This is a genomic window from Fructilactobacillus vespulae (assembly GCF_047324295.1).
GTDB lineage: Bacteria > Bacillota > Bacilli > Lactobacillales > Lactobacillaceae > Fructilactobacillus > Fructilactobacillus vespulae.
The window spans coordinates 1,441,167-1,463,343 of record NZ_CP137138.1; the positions used below are offsets into that span (position 1 = coordinate 1,441,167).

The following is a 22,177-nucleotide window of genomic DNA, read 5'->3' on the forward strand; positions in this document are numbered from 1 at the left end:
CAAGCTAGAATTATTCACTTTTTTTATCATAATGCTCAATAAAGTAAATTAAAGTCTGGAGTTCGTTGGTTAAATCAACATTGTGAACCCGAATATCATCTGGTAATGATAGTCGAATTGAAGTAAAGTTTAACACACCACTAACTCCGGCTTCAGAAACTTGACTAGCAACCTTTTGAGCAACATTTGAAGGAACCGTTAAAATTACAACTGAAATTTGTTGTTCTTTTAACTGAGTAACCATCTTGTCCATAGGATAAATTGGCACACCACCCTGAATCGTGTTAATGTTTTTAGGGTTAGTATCGAATGCGGCGGAAATTCTAATGTTGCTGTCTTGGTGGAAATTAAAGTTTAATAAAGCATGCCCTAAGTTACCAACCCCAATTAAAGCAACGTTAGTTAAACGATCTTGGTGTAGAATGTTTTTAAAGAACTCAATTAAATCATTGACGTCATAACCATAACCACGTTTACCCAAGGCACCAAAATAAGAAAAGTCTCGTCTAATTGTAGCTGAGTCGACATGAATTGCATCTGCTAATTCATTTGATGATACTCTTAATTTACCACTATCATGTAGAATGTTTAGGTAACGGTAATAAATAGGTAATCGCTTTGCGGTTGCGCGGGGAATTTTATTTTCTGCCATTGTGTACTCCTTATATTCGTATTATTTACGTAAGATTCATTGTACCATATTAAAAAAAAGTTTGTGAAAATTATTAAAATTAATTTCACAAACATTCAAAAAATTTTAAGTTATTCTAGAAAGAAGGTATTTTAGTGATTATTTTACAAGCCAATAATCTAACTAAAAGATTTAATGGTGAACCCCTTTTCAACAATCTTAATTTAGCAATTCAATCGAACAGTAAAATCGGATTAGTTGGACAAAACGGTGCCGGTAAATCTACTTTTCTAAAAATGATGATGGGTGAAGAATCCATCAGTGACGGAACCATTACTTCCAAAAAGAATTTAACCATTGGCTACCTTCCCCAAAATACCGGTCTTCATTCTGATCGAACAATCATTGATGAAATGAAATTAGCTTTTGCAGATATCATCCAACAAGAACAACAACTTCACAAACTAGAACTACAGATTAGTGATCCAGTCATCAATGAAGACCCCCAAAAATTAGCAGAAATTTCCAAGCTTTATGATCAATTACAATCAGATTTCACCCTCAAGAACGGTTACGGCTACCAAGCTGAAATTAGAACCGTTTTAGCCGGCTTTGGTTTTTTTGAAGCAGATTTCAATCGAAAAATTAACGAATTATCCGGTGGTCAACAAACTCGATTAGCGTTGGCTAAAATCCTCCTTGAAAAGCCAGACCTACTTGCTTTAGACGAACCGACTAATCATATTGATATGGAAACGACTGTTTGGTTAGAAAAGTATCTACAAAACTATTCCAAAGCAATCATTGTAATTTCTCACGATCGTTACTTCTTAGATACTTTTGTTAATGAAATTTATAATTTAGATCATGGCATTTTAGAATATTATAAGGGTGACTATACCAACTATGTCTCCGAAAAAGCCCATCGCCAAGAAATTGCTTTAAAAAACTTTGAAAAACAACAGAAAAAAATCAAAAAAGAAGAAGAATTTGTCCAAAAAAATATTGTTCGAGCTTCTACAACGAAACGTGCTCAGTCCCGACAAAAACAACTAGATAAAATGGAAGTTTTAGAAAAACCTCAAGCAACCCACGGAACAGCTCGTTTCCAATTTCATCCTCGAAAAAAGAGTGGTAACGTAGTTTTAACCATCGAAAACCTGGGGATTGGGTATGACAATCATACCCTTAGTTATCCGATCAATCTTCATTTAACCGCCAAACAACGGGTCGGCATTTTAGGTCCGAACGGAATTGGTAAATCAACTCTATTAAAAACCATTATTGGCACCCTTCCTAAAATCACTGGTTCCATTACTCTAGGAGCCGGAGTTAGCATTGGTTACTACGATCAACAACAGGCCACTTTACATCGTGAAAAGGACGTTCTTCATGAACTTTGGGATGATTATCCTACTACACCAGAAGGTGAAATCAGATCAATCTTAGGGAGCTTTCTCTTTAGGGGCGATGAAGTTGAAAAAAGTGTTGCAATGCTTTCCGGTGGAGAAAGAGCCCGCTTGCTACTCACCAAACTTTCTATGAATCAAGATAATTTCTTAATTCTAGACGAACCTACTAACCATTTAGATATTGATAGCATTGATGTTTTAGAACAAGCTTTGCTGAACTTCTCTGGTACCATTCTCTTTGTTTCTCATGACCGTTATTTTATTAATAAAGTTGCAACGGAAATCATGGAAATCACTCCAGCTGGTTCACAATTATACATTGGAAACTATGCCTATTATTTGGAAAAAAAGGAAGAACTAAATTCAACCTCTACCAGCTCCCAGACTGCTAAGCAAAAGGAAACTACTACTGATAACAAACAAAAATATCAAGATCGCAAAGTAGCCCAAAAAGAAAAAAGAAAATTAACCCGTAAAATCACAGAAATAGAAACTAAATTAACTGAGTTAGAGGAACATCAAACTGAAATTGAAGAACAAATGACGATTCCTGCTAACTACCAAGACGCAGAAAAAAGCTTAGAGTTACAAAATCAATTAGATGAAATTAAAAATAAGGAAACAACGCTCGAAACAGATTGGGAAGAAACTAGTTTAAAATTAGAAGATTATGACTAAAAAAGGTCTAAGTTCATATGAACTTAGACCTTTTTTTAATGTTCTTCGTTTGCTTGCCACTCAAACTCTAATCCAGGATCAGCATTTAGTGACATATCGGCTTTTGCCCCATGTCGTTGTAGCATTTCTGCTGCCGCGCCAATCATTGCAGCATTATCACCACATAATTTTAATGGTGCTTTGACAAAAGGAACCTTTCTTTTTTCTAGTTCCATTGTTAAACGTTCTCGAATGCCACGATTAGCAGCAACTCCACCAGCTAAGATAAATTCTTTTGCTGGATATTTATCTAGGGCTCGCATTGCTTTACTGGCCAAAACATCGACTACTGCATTTTGAAAGCTAGTAGCCAAATCAGCTTGATTTAATTCCTCATTAATCTGATCTGCATGATGAACGGTGTTGATAAAAGCACTTTTAAGTCCACTAAAACTGAAATCAAAATTATCTTCTTTAGCCATTGCTCTAGGGAAATTAAAAGTATCTTTTCCGCTATGGGCTAATTCATCAACTTTGGGACCAGCGGGATAATTAATTCCCATTACCCGACCAATCTTATCAAAAGTTTCACCCGCAGCATCATCTCTGGTTTCACCAATGATTTTGAACTCTCCCTCTTCAGGCATCCAAACCAATTCCGTATGACCTCCAGAAACCACTAAAGCCAGTGCAGGAAATTCAATTGGATGTTCAAAATTAGTGGCATAAATATGTCCAGCAATGTGGTTAACCGGAATTAAAGGTAAGTTATGCGCCCAAGCGACCGTCTTAGCAGCTGTTATTCCTACTAATAAAGAACCGACCAAGCCCGGACCATAAGTAATCGCAACTCCAGTTAAGTCATCATAAGTTACACCAGCATCTTTTAAAGCATCATTGATACAAATGGTAATTTGTTCAATGTGATGCCGACTTGCAACTTCTGGAACCACTCCACCAAAACGTTGGTGACTTTTAATTTGGGTTGCAACAATATTTGTTAAAATTTCTGTTCCATTTTTTATAATTGCGACACTAGTTTCATCACAACTAGTCTCAAACGATAGAATTAAACTATCTTTTTTATCCATAATTAATTATTCCACCAATCATCTTCCAAAGTTTTTTGCACCAATATAGTTGGTCTTATCTAAATGGAGTCGCAAACAAACCGCATCCAATTCTTCTTGAAAATGATTAGGTTTCACTTCAACCTTAACAAAACCAATATCTTTAAATAAAGTCTGCGCATTATGATTATCAATTCGACAATTACAATCAATAAAATCTAAATCCATCTCACGGGCCCGTTCAATAATTGTAGTAATTAACAAATAACCCAGACCTTGACCCTGAAAATCGGGTAAAACCGCCACATTTTCAATATGACCACATTTATTATTTTTAGAAAGTGAGATACAAATAAAACCAACCAATTGATCATGTTTTCTTAAAATCAAATAAAAATGGCGATGCCAATTTTTAAAGTCTTGTAAGAAACGTTGCTTGGACCATTTCATTTTTTCTGGGTAGGCAGTTTGATCCAACTTTAAAATATCAGGAACGTCAGACATCATTCCCTTTCCTAAGAAGTAACGATTACCACAAATAGTAACATTTCGGTTTCTAAATTTTAGTCCTTCAGCAACCTTAGTTTCGCGTTGATTACTTTTAAAACGTAAATAATTTTTTCTAAACCTGTTCCACATATGAATCCTGTCCTTCTCCTGGGTGTGCTTTTTGCCAATCAGCTTCTGCTTGCGTTAAACGAAGATATTGCGGTACAAATTGATCAATATTTTCTAGCGGAGCTTGCTTTTCACCATAAATGCCTAGTTTAGCAGCTTGCGGAAGATTATCAATTCCAGTTAACGTTTTAAACCGATCACCAAAAATTTCTTTTAAGCGATCTGAATACTTAAAGACATCTTCCCCTACAAAAATTATTGGTTCTGAATACTTCGCTATCTTTTGAACAAATTCTTCAAAGGGAACGTGTTGATCTGCAATAATTGTTTGTGGACCCGCATCACTAGTACGATACAAACCAGTAAATAAGATATCATTTCTAGCATCAAACAGAGGCATTACCAATTGATTTTCTGCTTGAACGTTTAATGCTAGTGTTAGTAGACTAGAAACGGTAACTAGCTCAATTTGTAGCGTATCTGCTAATACTTTTCCAATTGTAACTGCCACCCGAAGTCCAGTATATGATCCTGGTCCCTTAGCAATTACCACGCGTTGAATATCGTTTGGTTCAATTTTGGCTAATTTAACTAATTCATCAATAATTGACATTGCATAAGCAGCGTGTTTTCGCTGTGTCGTCATGCTTGTAGTCGCCAAAACTTGATTATCATCTAAAATAGCAACGGATAAGGGGCGATTAGAAGTATCAATCGCTAAAACTTTCATTAATTTTCTCCTACTATATCTTTTTCCAGTTAACTTCTGCAATTGATTTTGCCTTACCATTCACCAAAATTTGGTGAATGGTTTTTGTATCATCAATAATTTTAACCTGACTGGTTACATCGTCTCCAAAACGAACTTCATCCTCAAACTTAATTTTAAAATTAGTTGGTAAATGACTTTTTAAAAAGTCAAAAGGCAATGTATTTGTCATCCAGTCAATGTACTTTGTATTAGTAACATGTCCATTAAAATCAATGTTAGTAAAGCAAACGGGAAAGTCCATTGCTAAAACATCATCATCCTTGATTTTAGCAATTTTATGCATCCGTTCAATTCGTTTTACTTTTTCACTTCCGTAACCATCAACTGCTTCTGGTGAAATTGGAACCATCTTTCGTGCCTTTAAATCCATCATAACCCACAGGCTATTAACACTAACTAGTTCCTGATTTTCTTCATCACGAAGCCAAAAGCGACGATTAGCAAAATTCTTTGTATAGAAAGTTCCTTGGGTCTGTGCTTGGATTTTTTCCCCAGCACGTGGCAAACGTGTAATATCAACGTCGTATTGAATAACCACCCAGGTGACCCCATCCTCTTGAACCACTTTAGTGCCGAGTCCTAATGAATTCGACTGATCTTCGGATGCTTGTACAATTTTATTTAAAAGTGAATTTAACGTTATGTTACCGTGCAGATTAGTTTCATAGTTAGCAATTTGGGTCTTTTCTGAAAAAATACTACCAGCCATTAAAATCCTCCTTTATTTAGTTAATATCATGGTATTGATTATATACATCTTGACGAACTAAATCATTTAATTTGGCCACCTGTTTAATTGCAGAATTAGTTTTTAACCCTTCTCGGATCAACTCATCCACTTGTTCAACAACGGGAAGCTTCATTAAAGCCTGGTTTTTGTCATCCTTGGAATTAGAACCAGTTGGATTTCCAGCAACAATAATCACAAATTCACCCCGAATTTGGCTGGTTTGAACCCACTGGAGAACTTCATCTAACGTTCCTCGGATGTATTCTTCATACTTTTTGGTTAATTCACGACCCAGTGTCACCTGTCGATTACCAAATACTTTTTGCAAGTTAGTAATCGTTTTTTTCAAGCGGTGCGGAGCTTCATAAAAAATCAAAGTGGGCTTTTCGTTAACTAGTTCTTCTAATTCAGCTACCTGTTCTTTTGGTTTTCGATTTAAAAATCCATAGAATAAAAATGGTTGCGGTGCAACTCCAGAAGCAATTAAACTGGTCAATCCCGCACTTGGACCTGGAATACTAATCACGTCAATTTCGTTTTCAATACAACGGTTAACTAATTCATGACCTGGATCACTGATTGAGGGCATTCCTGCATCACTAACCTGTGCAATATTTAGCCCTGCTTGCAACTTACTAATTAACTCTGGAATTCTGGATTCGGTGTTATGTTCGTGAAAACTAATTTGTTTAGTTTTTACTTCAAAATGATTTAACAATTTTTGTGTATTTCTGGTATCTTCTGCGGCAATTAAGTCGACTTCATGCAGTAATTTCACCGCTCGAAAAGTCATATCATCTAAATTACCGATGGGAGTTGGCACTAAATATAATTTACCGCTTTCTGAAGTGGCAAAACTTTTTTGCGATTGTACAGTCATCAAACTACCTTTCTCCGTAAATTATTTGGGTACAAAAAATACAACTTTCGTTTTTTTCTCTTCTTTTTCCGTATGACTCGTTACAAATATGGAATCCCTGGTTATAGAGCTTCTCTAAATTCTTTTTGGACTTAGATAACCCATGAACCGTGTGTCCCTTCTTTTCTGAAGAACGTAACAATTCGCGGAGATGTTCATTTTCAATCTTTAATTCAGAATTTTCCTCTAAAATCGCACTGATGCTATCTTTCATTTTAGCAACCTCAGTCACCATCTGACTAAATTGAAGTGATAGTTGATCGATATTTTCGTTAATTTGTTTTGAATCCAACCCGCTCACTCCTTTTTTATCCTCGAACTGTCCTTAAACAATTCAAAGTAATCACTTCTAAAATATTTTGAAAACTAATGTTAATCTTTTGTTTTTGTTCACTTACTAAAATATCGTTAATTATTTTTAAAAGGGCCTCATCTGTAATTGAAAATGATAATCGTTCAATCACAATATAAATGTTTCCGTATGCTAATTCTTGGGCTGGAAGATGCTTAAATTTAAGGTTAAAAACATCCTGGAAAATTAAACACAACATATTAATAAATATTTTTTGATCATCTCGATCTCGAAGCAAGGGTAATAAATTGGTTTGTACCATAGTAAAAGCACGGTAATCCCCCTTAACTACCAGTGAAAACCAACTCTCAATTTGTTCCTTAGCCTTTGCAAGCCAATCATCTTCACAAAGTCGATCAATTTGATGAATATCAGAGGTCAATTTCAGCATTAGATTGGTACTTGTTTTAACTAACCCTTTTTCTTGAGCATAGTTAACTAAGCTAGCTGGTTTAATTTTAGGTAGTTCAACTAGTTGGGTTCGTGATTGAATGGTTTCAATAATTTTATGATAATCATCAGTCAATAAAAAGGAATTGACATTGCCAACTGGCTCTTCGATAAACTTAAGTAATCCATTAGCAGCACCAACGGTCATCAAGTCAGCCCCTGCAATAATGAATACCTTTCGATCACCTTCAACGGCACTTTTGGTAAATTCTTGTTTTAAATTTCTGATTTGGTCAATTTTAATACTTCTACCATCCGGTCTGACAATCATTACATCCGGATGTTCTTCTGCAGAAATTCGAATACACTGATTACACCGTCCACAAGGAAATCCATTTGTCTGTGGGTGCTCACAAAAAAGTCGCATCGCAATCATTTTTGCTAATGCAACTTTTCCTAACCCAGCTGCCCCTGAAAATAAATACGCATGACTTAAATCCTGATTACTAATTACCTGCATAAAATGGCTAGCTAGTTCTTTTTGATTAGTTTCGACTTCTTTAATTAACGTTTCTGCTTGTGTTTTTTCCATCTCTAAAAGCGGTGGAAACTATCCATAGGAAGGACCATTACGGTTGCCCCACCCACTTGAACTTCAACTGGATAAGAAGTATCACTAATGCTTCCAGCTAAACTAATTGGTGGAGTAACATATTGCTCTCTTGCCTGACAAGTTCCCTTGATAATGTCTAAGACACCTTGAACTTCTTCATCTTTAACCCCAATCATGTAGGTCACGTTTTTAGCTTTCAAAAAACCACCTTTGGTTGCTAATTGAGTGGCAATAATTTTCTTTTCATTTAATTTTGCTTGTAATGCTGAGGTATCTTTTTCTTGCACGATTGCTAATATTAACTTCATTATTATCTCCTTCTTATTTAAAATATTCAGGAACCCGTTTTTCAATAATCGCTAAAACGTCAGAAACGACTTGTTCAACCGTTTGGGTTGCATCAATTCGAACTATTTGCTCAGATTGTCTAGTTGCCATTTCATCATAAGCATTATGAACCTTAACATAAAAATCATGTTTTTCTTTATCCAGCCGATTAACTTCATCGGATCGATACTTTTTAATTCTTTCTAATCCCACTTCAACCGGTAAATCAAAATAGATTGTTAAATCAGGTTTTAAGCCCTCTGTCGCAAAATCGTTCAAATTCTTAATTGCAGCTTCACCAATTCCACGTCCAGCTCCCTGATACGCGATTGAACTTTCGACAAATCGGTCACAGAGAACCAATTGTCCCCTTTTTAAGGCCGGAATAATTTTTTCAACCAAGTGTTGTCTTCTAGCTGCTGCAAATAATAATGCTTCTGTTCGAGCATCCATATTTTGGTTTCTACTATCAACAATGATATTCCTGATTTCTTCAGAAATAACATTTCCACCTGGTTCTCTTGTGGTAACCAAATCATTTCCTAGTTGTGGTTCTATTATACTAATTATTCGGTTTAAAGCAGTGGTTTTACCTGCTCCTTCACTGCCTTCAAAAGTAACTAGTTTACCATTCATTTATAATCATTCCCATCATTTAATATCTCAATTGTACTTTAACTTAAATTCATTGTCTATTTTGAAACCAAAATCTGAGTATAAAAAAAGATCGAAATTAATTTCGATCTTCTTAAAGATTATTCCGCACTTAAACTAACTACTGGATCAACTTTAGCAGCTTTGTGTGCTGGCGCAAGCGCCGCTAATAGACAAATGATTACTGAAACTACAATTCCAAAAATAGCGTTTCCAACTGAAATTTGCATTAATGAATAATGAATTCCACTAGTTGATAAGTGATTAATTCCAGACTGCGCTAAGTAACCAATTACAACTGCAAAAATGGATGAAAGTAATCCAATGAAGAATGATTCAAAAATAAATAGGTTACGAACGTTTCGTTTAGTAAATCCTAGTGCTCTAAGAATTCCAATTTCTTTGGTTCTTTCCGAAACACTAATGTATAGAACCACAATAATCATAATTGCAGATACCAATAATGAAATGGCCGCAATGGCAACTAAAACGGTCACAGCTAGGTTAACGTAAATATTTAAGGTTGAAACAATGCTTCCTGCACCGGTGATTTGGTAAAGTGCTTTTCCTTTACTATCTTTAAGGGCTTTAATCTCGTTTTGAACGGGATCAACGTTCTTAACTCCACCAGAAATATCAACCGCTAAGAAGTTAGGTTTAAACTGTAATCCAGCATCTTTAAACATTGATTCCATCGTAGAATAAGAAATTGCTGCTCCTTGAGTATCAGCTACCCCGCTAACTTTAACCTGTTTTTCTAATACTTGTGGTTGTGCATCAGCTCCAGCTGCATTCATGTATAAAGTAATGGTTTGTCCCTTAACTGAGTATGGATGTTTTTTGTTGAATTTTTCTGCATCACTTTTACTAATTAAAATTTCATCTTTTCCAGGTACATTTCCTGACTTAATGGTATTTTTCTTAATTGTGTTATTAAAGGTCTGTAAGAAACTAATTTTACTAGTTTTGTCTCCGGATTTTAATTGACCTCCACCAACTGAATAATAACCCTTGGCAGCTTGCTTAACGTTATCAATCTTTTGAATTTTTTTAACGTCGCTATCCTTCATATTAATCTTAGAAGGATCGGAATCTTCACCAACTTTTTGCGTTACTTGAACGGTATTAGGATTAATTTGCGAATAGATTTCATGATTAATGTAACCCTTAGTCCCATTACCTAATCCCAGCATAATAATAACACTGAAAATTCCGATAGAGGCTCCAAACATAATTAATAGGTTTCGTTTGAGGTTATAGCTAAAATGATGCCAAGCCATCGCCGCAATTGACTTCGAATTGGCCACTTTTGATTTAAACGGACGAACTTTATCATCAACTGGGAATGCTGGTTTCAAACGTTGCTCATCATCAATGACTCCATCTGCTAAATGAACAATTCTAGTTCCATAGTTAGCCACAATTTGTGAATGAGTAACTGCCAGAACTAACTTGCCATCTTTGGCAATTTCATTCATTAATTCTAGAATTTCTGTCGTGTTTTGGGCATCTAGTGCTCCAGTTGGTTCATCGGCAATGATGATATCTGGATCAGACGCAAGGGCTCTTGCCACTGAAACTCGTTGCTTTTGTCCCCCGGAAAGTTGGTTAGGATACTTGTTTTTATGTTCCGTTAATCCCACCTTTTCAAGTAACTCATCAACTCTTTTTTCTTGTTCTTTTTTAGAGAGATTAGTCATTTCCATGGAAACCATAATGTTTTCTCGAATAGATAAGTGGCTAATCAAATTAAAGCTTTGGAAAATAAATCCAATCGTTTTTCGACGATACTCATCTAATTGTTTAGCAGTATCTTTTTTAGTGGATTTACCATCTAATAACACATCACCTTCATAGTCACTATCTAATCCAGCAATGATGTTCATTAAGGTAGTTTTTCCACCACCGGATTCACCTAAAATTGAAACAAATTCACCACGCTCAAATTCTAAGTTAATTCCTTTTAAAACATCAAAATCTTGATCATTCAAATGATAAGATTTTTTAATATCATTTAATTGTAAGTAGGCCATACATTCTCCTTTTTGTAAACAAAGTTAACACTTAGTCTTGATGCGTATTTTACAGTAAATTAGTTAAACTTCATAGCACTTAAGATAAAAATAAAAAAGAACTTAATAAATAAGTTCTTTTAATAATCATATACACCGGCTTGAATATGGTTGTTTTTGATATTCCGTTTACGTGCCTGTCGATACATAAACTCATATTTTTGTTTTGCCAATTCGGTTTGTGCAATAATCTGATCATCAACTTCTGCGATTGCAGCTTGCGTTTGTTGAGCTTGATCCCAATCTGCTTTCAATAAATTAATTGAGTCCAAAAGATCTTCATCATATAGTTTTTTTAAGTCTTTTTTTCTAAAAACAAACATCTATGATACCTCACATTTCAGTTCGACCTTCAACGGCTTTAAATAGTGTCATTTCATCAGCGTATTCAATATCACTACCCACAGATAGGCCGCGGGCTAATCTAGTAACTTTAATCTGAGCTGGCTTTAACAGACGAGCCAGATACATTGCAGTAGCGTCACCTTCAGGAGTGGCATTAGTTGCAATGATTACTTCTTTGATTGCTTCGTTTTTTTGCAATCTTCTAATTAGAGAACTGATATTAATATCATCGGGACCCTTCCCCTCCATTGGAGAAAGGACACCATGCAAAATATGATAAAGACCATTAAAGTCTTTCATTTTTTCCATAATGGCTACATCTTTAGGTTGCTCAACTACCAGAAGCTGCGATTGATCACGGTTGGGATCACTACAAATCTCGCAGGGATCTTCTTCGGTAATATTACCGCAAATAGAACAAAGCTTTAATTTTGCTTTGGTATCATGAAGCGCATTAGCAAAGTTCTCTACATCTTCTTTGTTCATATCAATGGTATAAAAAGCTAACCGAACCGCCGTTTTTTTACCAATTCCGGGTAAATGCATGTAACTATCAATTAATTTTGCAACTGGTTCTGGATATTGCATTGATTGTTCCTCTTTTTATAGTCCAGGAATGTTCATTCCTTGAGTAAATTTACCCATCTTACTTTGGGTAGTTTCATTAATTTGACCAATAGCGTCGTTAACCGCGCTAATTACTAAGTCTGAAAGCATATCTGGATCATCTGGATCGATAGCTTCAGGCTTGATTTGCATATCTTTCATAGTCCGGTCACCACTAAAAGTAACTTTTACCATTTCTTCTGGTGATACACCAGTGAAATCAGTACTTTCAATTTCACTTTGTTGTGCTGCCATCTTCTTTTGCATTTCTTGCGCTTGTTTCATAATCTTTCCCATGTTCATTCCCATGATAATACTCCTTTTTATTTTAATAATTAATTATCTTCGATTTTTATTATATCATTTCCAAATAATTCTTTTGCCTTTGAAACGGTTTTATTTTCTTCTGGTTCCTTAGTTGGTTTTGTTTCTACCTTATTATGATTCTTTAGATTAGGGTTGTTAGCTAAGTATTCCTTTCGAATCCCCGGCCATTCTTCCTTGGCAACAAAAATAATGTCTGGAACTTTTCCAAAAATTTGGTCCATTCCATTTTCTAAAGCATCCATTAATCCGGTATCCGTTCCTGCCTTTTGGTATAAGAACGAGTAGTCAAACGCTACCACAATTCCGCTATCACTTGCAGCTACTGGTTTAGAAACATGCATTAAGGCTCGTTGCGTTACCGTTAACAGTTGCATCAAGTCATTCCATTGACCCTGATATTCGTTTAAACTACTGCGCGTGGCATTCTTGAGTACACCAAACACCTTTTTTAAATCAACTTTGGGCTGTTCTGGAGCATCCTCGGTTGGAACCCGGCCACCAGGTCGTTCAGCCACTGCATTATTACTAGCTGAATTTTTAAATTCAGCCAATTCACTAGTCAAGCGATTAATTTGCTCTTGTAACTTATTAATTTGCTGGGTCGCTACCTTACTCTCGACTGGTTTAACTGCTGCCTCTGGTTCTGGTTTTACATCCCCATTTTTAAATTGGTTGGCAAGGCGAACCGTCAAAATATCTAAGTAAACATCAGCGTGATAAGTAAACCGTAATTGCTGTTGAATTTCATTCAAAATTTCCACAAATTGGTATACCTGTTCAGCAGTAACTTTTTGGGCAACTTTTTCAAAGTTTTCTCCCAATAAGCCTAATTCATTTTCACTAATCATTTGCTTATCTTGTTTATATAAGAGGATATCTTGACAGTTCTTAATTAAATCCTCAATAAATTGATTAGCATCTTTTCCGCTATCTAAAAGCGATTGAACTAATTGCAACCCAGTTTCAACGTTATCATCAATAACTGCTTGTAAATAGTTTTGAAGATCATCTCTGGCCACACTACCAGTAACTTGAAGTGCACTTTCATAAGAGATTTGATCATCACTATATGACAAAACTTGATCTAAAATACTTAAGGCATCACGCATTCCACCTTCGGCACTTTTAGCAATAACCTTTAAGGCACGATCATCATATTTAAAGTCTTTGGCAGCCAGAATTTTTTCCATTTGTTCCAAAATATCCTTAGCTTTAATTCTTTTAAAATCAAATCTTTGTACACGTGAAATAATAGTAGCGGGAATCTTGTGTGGTTCCGTGGTTGCCAAAATAAAGATCACATGAGCAGGTGGTTCTTCTAAAGTTTTTAGTAGGGCATTGAAAGCCCCAATTGAAAGCATATGAACTTCGTCAATAATATAAACTTTGTACTTAGCCTCAGTTGGAGCATATTTGGCTTTGTCCCGAATGTTTCGAATTTCTTCGACCCCATTATTGGAAGCCGCATCAATTTCAATTACATCATTTAAGGAACCGTTATTAATGGCAACACATGTACTACACTCATTACAAGGTTCACCATCTTTGCTGTATTCACAATTAACTGCTTTTGCCAAAATCTTAGCAGTAGATGTTTTTCCGGTTCCACGCGGTCCGTTAAAAAGATAGGCATGACTAATTTGATCAGTTATCAATGCGTTTTTTAGTGTTTGCGTAATGACTTGTTGGCCAACAATTTCATCAAATTGTTTTGGTCTCCAAACCCGGTATAAAGCTTGATAACTCATGATAAACTCCCCTTCTTTTAAACAGTAACTCCTCTATTATAGCGTGAATACTAGCAATTTTCCAAACTATTTCATTGTAAAAAAAATCTCTCAGCCAAATGACTGAGAGGTTATTTTTTATCAACAAGAAGCACAAGACGGAGAAAACTTAGTGCTGCTTCCTTCCGGACCTGACACGGTTCGTAATTCCATCCTTGCCTCAAGGCCTTACGGCATTTACTATGTTAACTTACTAAGATAATAATGTCTAGTGATTATCTCTTTTTTCGTTTACTTTTAAAAAATTTTTTCATTATCAAGGCCGCTTGCTCAGCATCAACTCCTGAGTTCACTGCTACTTGGTGATTTTGTCGTTCATCATTTAAAACGTTGTATAAACTCCCAACGGTTCCTCCCTTGGAATTAAACGCGCCAAACACAACTCTTTCAATTCTAGAATTTAAAATTGCTCCGGCACACATTAAACAAGGTTCGACAGTTACGTATAGCGTACAATCATTTAATCTCCAACTATCCAACGCGCGACAAGCGGACTCAATTGCAATTACCTCGGCATGTTGAGTTGCAATTTCCGTGTGTTCCCTTAAATTATGCCCCGTGGCAATCACCGTTTGATTTTTAACAATCACTGCTCCAATTGGAACTTCTCCAATTGAAGCGGCAAATTTGGCCTCTCGCAGGGCAATTTTCATAAAATAGTTATCAGTTTTATCCATATAATTAATCAACTTTTCTACTTAATAAAATATAGTAACCTTTATCTCTAGTCACAATTTCTACGTTACCAAACGTTTTTTGCATTAATTTCTTGGCAGATGGTGCCCCCTGTTTCTTTTGTAAGACTACTGTGAGGGTTCCATTCGTTTCTAAATGAGAAAATGAGCCGCTAATCATCTCTTCAACCACTTGCTTTCCAGCTCTAACTGGTGGATTAGTGATGATTCCCGCAAATTTATCCGTAACGTTTTCATAAATGTTAGAGTTAAAGATATTCACGTTTTTTATTTGATTTTGTTCAGCATTTCTTTTCGCTAATGACAACGCTAAATTATTAACGTCCACCATCGTAAACTGACGATTTGAATTACTTTTTGCTAAAAACAAACCGATAGGACCATAACCACAACCTAAATCCAAGATGGGACCAGCAGGTAAATCCTTTAAATTAACGGCATTTATCAAGACTCGAGAACCATAATCAATCGTATTTTTAGAAAACACTCCGTTATCTGAAACGAAACGGAGTGTTTCATTTAGTAGCGTATAATTCCATTCTTTTTCATCGTGTTTCACATTCGGATCTGATGTATAATAATAATTGTTCATTTTTCGCATCCTTTAAAAAGTTATTTTTTTAGTTTCACACACCACATATAGTATGTTTCTCAAAAAAACACGCTATATATGGTGTGTTTTCATTTGAAAGTTTTATTTTTAGTAGTAGAATTTGTATATTAGCAAAAACGAAAGGGAGATTATTATGAAACCAATTACTGTATTTACCAAAAACAATTGTATCCAATGCAAGATGACAAAGCGTTTTTTAGAGCAACACAACGTTGACTTCGTTGAAAAAAATACCTCTGATAACCAAGATTACATTAACTACTTAAAGGACCAAGGATTCCAAGCAGTTCCTGTTGTTGAAAGTAACGTTGATGATTCATTTAGCGGTTTTCAACCAGATCGTTTAAAACAACTAATTAGTAACTTAGCATAATTCTACATTTACCATTATACACATTAAGGGGCGCTAGTATATGTCATTAAAAGATCAAAAAGATGTTAGTTATTTTCTATTAAATAACGAAATAAACATCCCAACTAAAGATGGAAAAATTAGACTTGAAAAAGACCAAGAAGCATTAGCAGCCTTTATTAAAGAAAATGTAATTCCCAATACGGTTACATTTGATTCACTGCCAGCTCGTTTGGACTATCTTGTCAAAAATAACTATATTGAAGCAGAATTCTTAAAAAAATATACAAATGACTTCATTGAACGTTTGTATCAATATTTAAAGGAACAAAACTTTCACTTTAAGTCATTTATGGCTGCATATAAGTTTTATGCACAATATGCTTTAAAAACTAACGATGGTAACCAATACTTAGAAGGTTACATTGATAGAACTGCTATGAATGCCCTCTTTTTAGCAGATGGAAACGAAGAATTGGCAATGAACTTAGCTGATGAATTAATCCATCAAAGATTTCAACCAGCTACGCCTACTTTCTTAAACGCTGGAAAGAAGCGCCGGGGTGAGTTGATTTCATGTTTCTTAATTCAAACTACTGATGATATGGACAGTATTGGTAGAACCATCAACTCCGCACTCCAACTATCAAAAATTGGTGGTGGAGTTGGAATCAACCTTACTAACTTGCGAGCAGCTGGAGATCCAATCAAACACATCCAAGGTGCTGCTAGTGGTGTAATGCCCGTTATGAAGTTATTAGAAGATAGTTTTACTTATTCTAATCAATTAGGACAACGTCAAGGTGCTGGTGTGGTTTACCTCAGTGTCTTCCATCCCGATATCATTGACTTCCTTTCCGTTAAAAAAGAAAATGCCGATGAAAAAATTCGAGTTAACACCCTTTCATTAGGAATTACCCTTCCAGACAAGTTTTATGAACTTGCTCAAAATGACCAAGAAATGTACTTATTCAGTCCTTACGACGTTGAAAGAGAATATGGGGTTCCCTTCTCATACGTTGATATCACTAAAGAATATGACAACATGGTCGCTAACGAAAACATTAAAAAGAAGAAAATTAACGCCCGTGATTTAGAAACTGAGATTGGTAAGTTACAACAAGAATCTGGTTATCCTTATATTTTAAACATTGATACTGCTAATCGAGTTAACCCCATTGACGGTAAAATTGTAATGAGTAACTTGTGTTCTGAAATTATGCAAGTTCAAACTCCTTCAATTATCAATGACTTACAAGAATACGAAAAACTAGGTACTGATATTTCATGTAACTTGGGATCAACCAACGTCGTTAACCTAATGAACGGTTCAGACTTTGGTAAGTCCATTGATTCAATGGTTAGAGCCTTAACTTACGTAACTGATGAAAGCAAAATTGACGTAGTTCCTTCTATTCGTCGTGGAAATGATCTTAGTCATTCCATCGGACTAGGTGCAATGGGACTTCATTCTTACTTTGCTTTAAACCACATGTACTATGGTTCTAAAGAATCAGTTGAATTCACTGGTGTATACTTTATGCTCCTCAACTACTGGACTCTAGTAGCTTCAAATAAGATTGCCAAAGAAAGAAATAAATCATTTTATAACTTTGAAAACAGTAAGTATGCTGATGGTTCTTACTTCGACAAGTATACTTCTGCTGATTGGGGTCCTAAATCAGATAAGGTTAAGGGTCTCTTCGAAGGCATCTTTGTTCCTTCAGAAGCTGATTGGGAAGCCTTGAAAGAATCAGTTATGAAATACGGTCTTTACCACCAAAACCGGATGGCAGTTGCTCCCAACGGTTCAACTTCATACATTGGTGATGCTACTGCTGGTATCTTCCCTATCGTAAGTCGAATCGAAGAACGTCAAGAAGCAAAGATTGGAACGATTTTCTATCCCGTTCCTTACCTATCAAACGATACCCTTCCATATTATGAATCTGCTTATGATATTGATATGCGAAAAGAAATTGATATCTTTGCCGAAGCTCAAAAACACGTTGACCAAAGTCTAAGTATGACCATGTTTATGCGTTCTACGATTCCTGAAGGTCTTTACGAATGGAAGAACGGACGTAGTAGTAAGATGTCAACTCGAGACTTAACTATTTTACGTAACTACGCTTACCATAAAGGTATTAAATCTATCTATTACGTTAGAACCTTTACCGATAATGATGATACAGTTGGTGCAAACGAATGTGAAAGTTGTGTAATTTAGGAGGACAATGATAAATGAATATCAAGGAAGTTTTAAACGGTAATCTACAGGGAAGTTATAACTCAATCAACTGGGATCACGTTGACGATAGCGTTGATCAAGCCACTTGGCATAAATTGACTGAACAATTCTGGTTGGATACTCGAGTACCAGTTTCTAATGACTTAAAAGACTGGCGCGAACTTGACGACGATCATAAATGGTTAGTTAGTCACGTATTTGGTGGCCTAACTTTATTAGATACCTTGCAATCACAAGATGGAATGGCTTCCCTAAGAAGTGATGCCAGAACCCAGCATGAAATTGCCGTCCTCAATAACATTCAATTTATGGAATCAGTTCATGCTAAGAGTTACTCCACCATCTTCTCAACTCTTAACACTCCTTCAGAAATTACTGATATCTTTAACTGGAGTGATACTGAAGAATACTTACAAAACAAAACCAGAAGAATCTACAACTTATATCATGATGATTCTCATCCTCTTAAGAAGAAGATTTCAAGCGTTTTCCTTGAAACATTCTTGTTCTACTCTGGTTTCTTCACTCCCCTTTGGTACTTGGGACACAACAAATTAACTAACGTTGCTGAAATCATTAAGCTAATCATCCGAGACGAATCAGTCCACGGAACTTACGTTGGTTACAAGTTCCAAATTCAATTTAACCAACTTAGTCCTAACGAACAAGCTGAATTAAAGGACTGGATGTACAACTTCCTCTACGATTTATACGAAAACGAAGTTAACTACACTCATCTTCTTTATGACAAAGTTGGGTTAACTGATAAAGTACTTACTTTCATCCGTTACAACGCCAACAAAGCTTTAATGAACTTAGGTCAAGATCCAATGTTTCCTGATACAGCTGAAGACGTTAATCCGGTCGTTATGAACGGAATTTCAACTTCAACCGTTAACCATGACTTCTTCTCAGAAGTTGGTAATGGTTACCGTCTTGGTAACGTTGAATCAATGTCTGACGATGATTACCTAATCGGTTCATGGGAAGATAAACACAATCATAAATAACAAAAATAACCTACAAATTAAATTTGTAGGTTATTTTTTTACTTAAAATTATTTAGAATAATCCAGAAATCTTTCCATTTCCATCAATTTTGATTTTAGTGGCTGCTGGAACTTTAGGAAGTCCAGGCATCGTTAATATTTTACCCGTTAAGGCGACCAAGAACCCTGCTCCCAATTTAGGGACGAATTCCCGGACATGAATTATAAAATCTGCCGGTGCCGCAACCTGTTTAGGATCATCTGACAACGAGTATTGAGTTTTAGCAACAATAATTGGTAACTTATCCCAACCTAATTTTGCATAGCTGTCCAGTTGTTTTTGCGCCTTATCTGACAATTCCACTTGCTTGCCCCCATAAATGGTTTGCACAATTTTATTCAACTTAACTACTGCATCATCATCCGCTTGATAAAGCTTATGAAAATCAGTGGGTTGTTTGGTAGCTTTAGCTACTTCATCAGCTAATTCAGTAGCACCATGACCACCTTTTCCCCAGACATCAACCGGAGTTACCTTAACGCCTAAATCACTAACGTAATCTTCAACTAATTGCACTTCCTTTTCTGTATCAGAAGCAAATTTATTAATGGTAACGACTACCGGAATTCCATAGCGTTTCATACTATTAATATGTTGTCCCAAGTTTCCTAAGCCTGCTTTTAATGCTGGTAAGTCTTCTTGGTTCAATTCTGTTTTAGCTAATCCACCATGCATTTTAAGCGCTCTAATAGTGGCAACAATTACAATGGCATCCGGATTTTTTCCCAATAGTGGTGTCTTGACATCAAGAAACTTTTCGCCCCCTAAATCAGCCCCAAATCCTGCTTCAGTAACTGTATAATCAGCCATCATCAAAGCAGTTTTAGTTGCTTGAATGGAATTGGTTCCTTGCGCAATGTTGGCAAATGGACCGCCATGAATCAAGGTTGGCGTATGCCCAATGGTTTGAACTAGGTTAGGCTTAATTGCATCTTTTAACAGCGTCGTAATTGCACCTGCAACGTTTAATTCAGAAACGGTAACTGGTTGTTTGTCGTAAGTATAACCAACCACAATTCGATTAATGCGCTTTTGTAAATCCACTAAATCAGTGGAAAGGGTTAAAATTGCCATCAATTCGGAAGCTGCGGTAATATCAAAGCCACTTTCTCGAGGAACACCACTAGTCCGACCACCTAATCCCATGACAACGTTTCTAAGTTCCCGATCATTAACGTCGATGGTCCGTTTTAATAACAGTTGCCGGGGATCCAAGTTTAGTGGGTTACCTTGGTAAATACTGTTATCTACCAACGCCACCAAGGTATTTTGCGCAATCGTTAGCGCATGAAAATCACCTGTCAAATGAAGGTTAATGTCTTCCATTGGAATTACTTGTGAATAGCCTCCACCAGCGGCACCACCTTTCATTCCCATCACGGGTCCTAAAGAAGGTTCTCGCAAAGCTAGCATAGTTTTTCTACCCGTCAAATTTAAGGCATCTGCTAGTCCCACTGCCACCGTTGATTTACCTTCTCCTGCTGGTGTGGGATTAATTGAGGTCACTAGAATTAATTTTCCTAATCCACCCTGATGTTTTTCTGCATCAAGCTCAATTTTCGCTTTATCGCTACCATATGGGATTACTTCTTCTGGCTCAAAGCCAGCCGTCTCCGCAATCTTACTAATGGGCCATTTTTCTGCATTTTGAGCAATTTCAATATCACTTTTCATTAATCAATCGCCTCTTTCTTATCAGATAACTCAGCAATATCTGAACGATATGCTAACTTAGTATTTATCCTATCTAACTCATGATAAATTAAGTCTCTCGCAATTTCCATAGTTGTGCCTGCATTAACCACTGTCAATACCCGACCGCCGTGACTATACAAATTTCCAGCCTCAATTTCACAACTAGCAATATCAACGTCCAGTTGCTCTTTAAATTTAGGCAGTTCATGCTGTCCAGAGGTTTTAATCGGATAGTCCGGGTCAGATAAGACCACGCCTACAAACTTATTTTTGGTTTGCCATTTTGGCTTAACGGCCTTGCCTTGCAATAAGCCGGTGATTAAATCATAGAAATCACTCTCTAGTTGTGGTAACACCACCTGCGTTTCTGGATCACCTAAACGGACGTTATATTCAATTACTTTAGGACCATTTTTGGTTAACATTACTCCGGTATACAAAACACCTTCATAATCAATCTTTTCTTTCTTTAAAGCTGCAATGGTTGGTAACACTAGTTCAGAAATGGTGCGGCTTAAGTCAGTATCGGATACCTGTGCAACAGGACTATACGATCCCATTCCACCGGTATTGGGTCCTTTATCTCCCGCAAACCTTCTTTTATAATCATGTGCTAGTGGCGCGTTTACAATCTGATTTTTTCCAACGAATGAGAAAAGAGAAAATTCAAATCCAGCCAAGTATTCCTCAATAATTAGTTTGTGGTTCAGATTTTTTTGATACATGAATTCCAAAAATTCACTCGTTTCAATCTTCTCCTGGTGAATAGAAACTCCTTTTCCGGCAGCAAGCTCATCCGTCTTAATCACCACCGGATAACCAATTTCAGTAACTGCTTGTTGGGCCGCAGCTAAACTAGTTACCGTAATTGACTTAGCGGTAGGAATCTCATTTTCGGTCAGAATTCTTTTCATAAATGCCTTTGATCCCTCTAATTGAGCGGCCTGTTGTTTGGGACCAAAGATGGCTAAGTGGGCGTTATTAAATGCATCCACGATTCCGGCGACTAACGGAACTTCATTTCCCACAAAGGTTAGCGAAATTGCTTCATCTTGGGCAAATTTTATTAAAGAAGCAAAATCATTGGTATCCAAAACTTTCGTCGTAATTCCAGGTGCTCCCATCCCAGGATTACCAGGAACTACAACTACTTCTTGAACTTTTGAACTTTTTAAAAAGGTTTTTGCAATTGTATGTTCTCGCGCTCCAGAACCAATTACCATAACTTTTTTCATGAAT

Annotated in this window: 23 protein-coding genes and 1 other RNA gene; 4 read left to right on the forward strand and 20 right to left on the reverse strand. The window is 36.2% G+C overall.

The genetic code is table 11. The features are described from left to right. Positions 1–10 precede the first annotated feature (10 nt). A complete protein-coding gene (locus R4B61_RS07130) occupies positions 11–652 on the reverse strand; it encodes a redox-sensing transcriptional repressor Rex (protein WP_413627563.1) in 642 nt (213 codons plus the stop codon). A 134-nt stretch (positions 653–786) separates the two neighbouring features. Between R4B61_RS07130 and R4B61_RS07135 the strand changes: the two genes are divergently transcribed. After that, positions 787–2,721: an ABC-F family ATP-binding cassette domain-containing protein gene (locus R4B61_RS07135; protein WP_413627564.1), complete on the forward strand. Its 1,935-nt coding sequence runs from the start codon at positions 787–789 to the stop codon at positions 2,719–2,721. A 35-nt stretch (positions 2,722–2,756) separates the two neighbouring features. Here R4B61_RS07135 and tsaD read toward each other — a convergent pair whose 3' ends face one another. The 17 genes from tsaD to R4B61_RS07220 all read right to left on the reverse strand — a co-directional run bounded on the left by tsaD (position 2,757) and on the right by R4B61_RS07220 (position 15,569). Beyond that, on the reverse strand, positions 2,757–3,791 hold the full coding sequence (gene tsaD / locus R4B61_RS07140; protein WP_413627565.1) for a tRNA (adenosine(37)-N6)-threonylcarbamoyltransferase complex transferase subunit TsaD: 1,035 nt from the start codon (positions 3,789–3,791) through the stop codon (positions 2,757–2,759). Between the two features lie 18 nt (positions 3,792–3,809). After that, positions 3,810–4,409, reverse strand: coding sequence for a GNAT family N-acetyltransferase (locus R4B61_RS07145; protein ID WP_413627566.1), 600 nt, complete (start codon positions 4,407–4,409; stop codon positions 3,810–3,812). Continuing rightward, on the reverse strand, positions 4,393–5,118 hold the full coding sequence (tsaB, locus tag R4B61_RS07150; RefSeq protein WP_413627567.1) for a tRNA (adenosine(37)-N6)-threonylcarbamoyltransferase complex dimerization subunit type 1 TsaB: 726 nt from the start codon (positions 5,116–5,118) through the stop codon (positions 4,393–4,395). The genes R4B61_RS07145 and tsaB overlap by 17 nt, the downstream gene beginning before the upstream one ends. A 13-nt stretch (positions 5,119–5,131) precedes the next feature. Continuing rightward, positions 5,132–5,869 (reverse strand): acyl-[acyl-carrier-protein] thioesterase, encoded by a 738-nt coding sequence (locus R4B61_RS07155; protein WP_413627568.1) that lies wholly within the window; start codon positions 5,867–5,869, stop codon positions 5,132–5,134. A 16-nt stretch (positions 5,870–5,885) separates the two neighbouring features. Continuing rightward, entirely contained in the window at positions 5,886–6,770 is an 885-nt protein-coding gene (gene rsmI / locus R4B61_RS07160; protein WP_413627569.1) for a 16S rRNA (cytidine(1402)-2'-O)-methyltransferase, read from the reverse strand. Between the two features lie 4 nt (positions 6,771–6,774). Continuing rightward, on the reverse strand, positions 6,775–7,101 hold the full coding sequence (locus tag R4B61_RS07165; RefSeq protein ID WP_413627570.1) for a DNA replication initiation control protein YabA: 327 nt from the start codon (positions 7,099–7,101) through the stop codon (positions 6,775–6,777). 16 nt (positions 7,102–7,117) lie between these two features. Continuing rightward, complete coding sequence (gene holB / locus R4B61_RS07170) at positions 7,118–8,143, reverse strand: DNA polymerase III subunit delta' (RefSeq protein ID WP_413627571.1); 1,026 nt, start codon at positions 8,141–8,143, stop codon at positions 7,118–7,120. Between the two features lie 2 nt (positions 8,144–8,145). Further along, a complete protein-coding gene (locus R4B61_RS07175; protein WP_413627572.1) occupies positions 8,146–8,472 on the reverse strand; it encodes a cyclic-di-AMP receptor in 327 nt (108 codons plus the stop codon). Between the two features lie 13 nt (positions 8,473–8,485). Next, positions 8,486–9,127 (reverse strand): dTMP kinase, encoded by a 642-nt coding sequence (gene tmk, locus R4B61_RS07180; protein WP_413627573.1) that lies wholly within the window; start codon positions 9,125–9,127, stop codon positions 8,486–8,488. A 119-nt stretch (positions 9,128–9,246) separates the two neighbouring features. Further along, the gene (locus R4B61_RS07185) at positions 9,247–11,178 is read right to left on the reverse strand and encodes an ATP-binding cassette domain-containing protein (RefSeq protein WP_413627574.1); all 1,932 of its coding nucleotides are present in this window, start codon (positions 11,176–11,178) and stop codon (positions 9,247–9,249) included. A gap of 119 nt (positions 11,179–11,297) precedes the next feature. Further along, positions 11,298–11,540: a YaaL family protein gene (locus R4B61_RS07190; RefSeq protein WP_413627575.1), complete on the reverse strand. Its 243-nt coding sequence runs from the start codon at positions 11,538–11,540 to the stop codon at positions 11,298–11,300. 10 nt (positions 11,541–11,550) lie between these two features. Continuing rightward, entirely contained in the window at positions 11,551–12,150 is a 600-nt protein-coding gene (recR, locus tag R4B61_RS07195; RefSeq protein WP_413627576.1) for a recombination mediator RecR, read from the reverse strand. A 15-nt stretch (positions 12,151–12,165) separates the two neighbouring features. Next, a complete protein-coding gene (locus R4B61_RS07200) occupies positions 12,166–12,483 on the reverse strand; it encodes a YbaB/EbfC family nucleoid-associated protein (RefSeq protein ID WP_413628314.1) in 318 nt (105 codons plus the stop codon). A gap of 20 nt (positions 12,484–12,503) precedes the next feature. Further along, a complete protein-coding gene (gene dnaX / locus R4B61_RS07205) occupies positions 12,504–14,243 on the reverse strand; it encodes a DNA polymerase III subunit gamma/tau (RefSeq protein ID WP_413627577.1) in 1,740 nt (579 codons plus the stop codon). 119 nt (positions 14,244–14,362) lie between these two features. Further along, an RNA gene (ffs, locus tag R4B61_RS07210) (signal recognition particle sRNA small type) lies at positions 14,363–14,449 on the reverse strand. Between the two features lie 48 nt (positions 14,450–14,497). Continuing rightward, positions 14,498–14,959 carry a tRNA adenosine(34) deaminase TadA gene (gene tadA / locus R4B61_RS07215; protein ID WP_413627578.1) on the reverse strand — a complete coding sequence of 154 codons (462 nt, stop codon included), beginning with the start codon at positions 14,957–14,959 and terminating at the stop codon, positions 14,498–14,500. Positions 14,960–14,963: 4 nt separating this feature from the next. Continuing rightward, positions 14,964–15,569 (reverse strand): class I SAM-dependent methyltransferase, encoded by a 606-nt coding sequence (locus R4B61_RS07220; protein ID WP_413627579.1) that lies wholly within the window; start codon positions 15,567–15,569, stop codon positions 14,964–14,966. Positions 15,570–15,723: 154 nt separating this feature from the next. Here R4B61_RS07220 and nrdH point away from each other — a divergent pair, with 154 nt between their 5' ends. From nrdH to nrdF, 3 genes are read left to right on the forward strand one after another with little or no spacing between them, the layout of a single operon-like run. Then, entirely contained in the window at positions 15,724–15,963 is a 240-nt protein-coding gene (gene nrdH / locus R4B61_RS07225; RefSeq protein WP_413627580.1) for a glutaredoxin-like protein NrdH, read from the forward strand. 40 nt (positions 15,964–16,003) lie between these two features. Next, on the forward strand, positions 16,004–18,172 hold the full coding sequence (gene nrdE / locus R4B61_RS07230; RefSeq protein ID WP_413627581.1) for a class 1b ribonucleoside-diphosphate reductase subunit alpha: 2,169 nt from the start codon (positions 16,004–16,006) through the stop codon (positions 18,170–18,172). 14 nt (positions 18,173–18,186) lie between these two features. Further along, positions 18,187–19,203, forward strand: a complete 1,017-nt coding sequence (nrdF, locus tag R4B61_RS07235) for a class 1b ribonucleoside-diphosphate reductase subunit beta (RefSeq protein WP_413627582.1) — start codon at positions 18,187–18,189, stop codon at positions 19,201–19,203. Positions 19,204–19,255: 52 nt separating this feature from the next. Here the strand turns inward: nrdF and R4B61_RS07240 are convergent, their stop codons facing one another. Together R4B61_RS07240 and purD are read right to left on the reverse strand one after the other, a co-directional pair. Next, positions 19,256–20,917, reverse strand: a complete 1,662-nt coding sequence (locus R4B61_RS07240; protein ID WP_413627583.1) for a formate--tetrahydrofolate ligase — start codon at positions 20,915–20,917, stop codon at positions 19,256–19,258. Beyond that, on the reverse strand, positions 20,917–22,173 hold the full coding sequence (gene purD / locus R4B61_RS07245; protein WP_413627584.1) for a phosphoribosylamine--glycine ligase: 1,257 nt from the start codon (positions 22,171–22,173) through the stop codon (positions 20,917–20,919). The genes R4B61_RS07240 and purD overlap by 1 nt, the downstream gene beginning before the upstream one ends. Between the last annotated feature and the right edge of the window lie 4 nt (positions 22,174–22,177).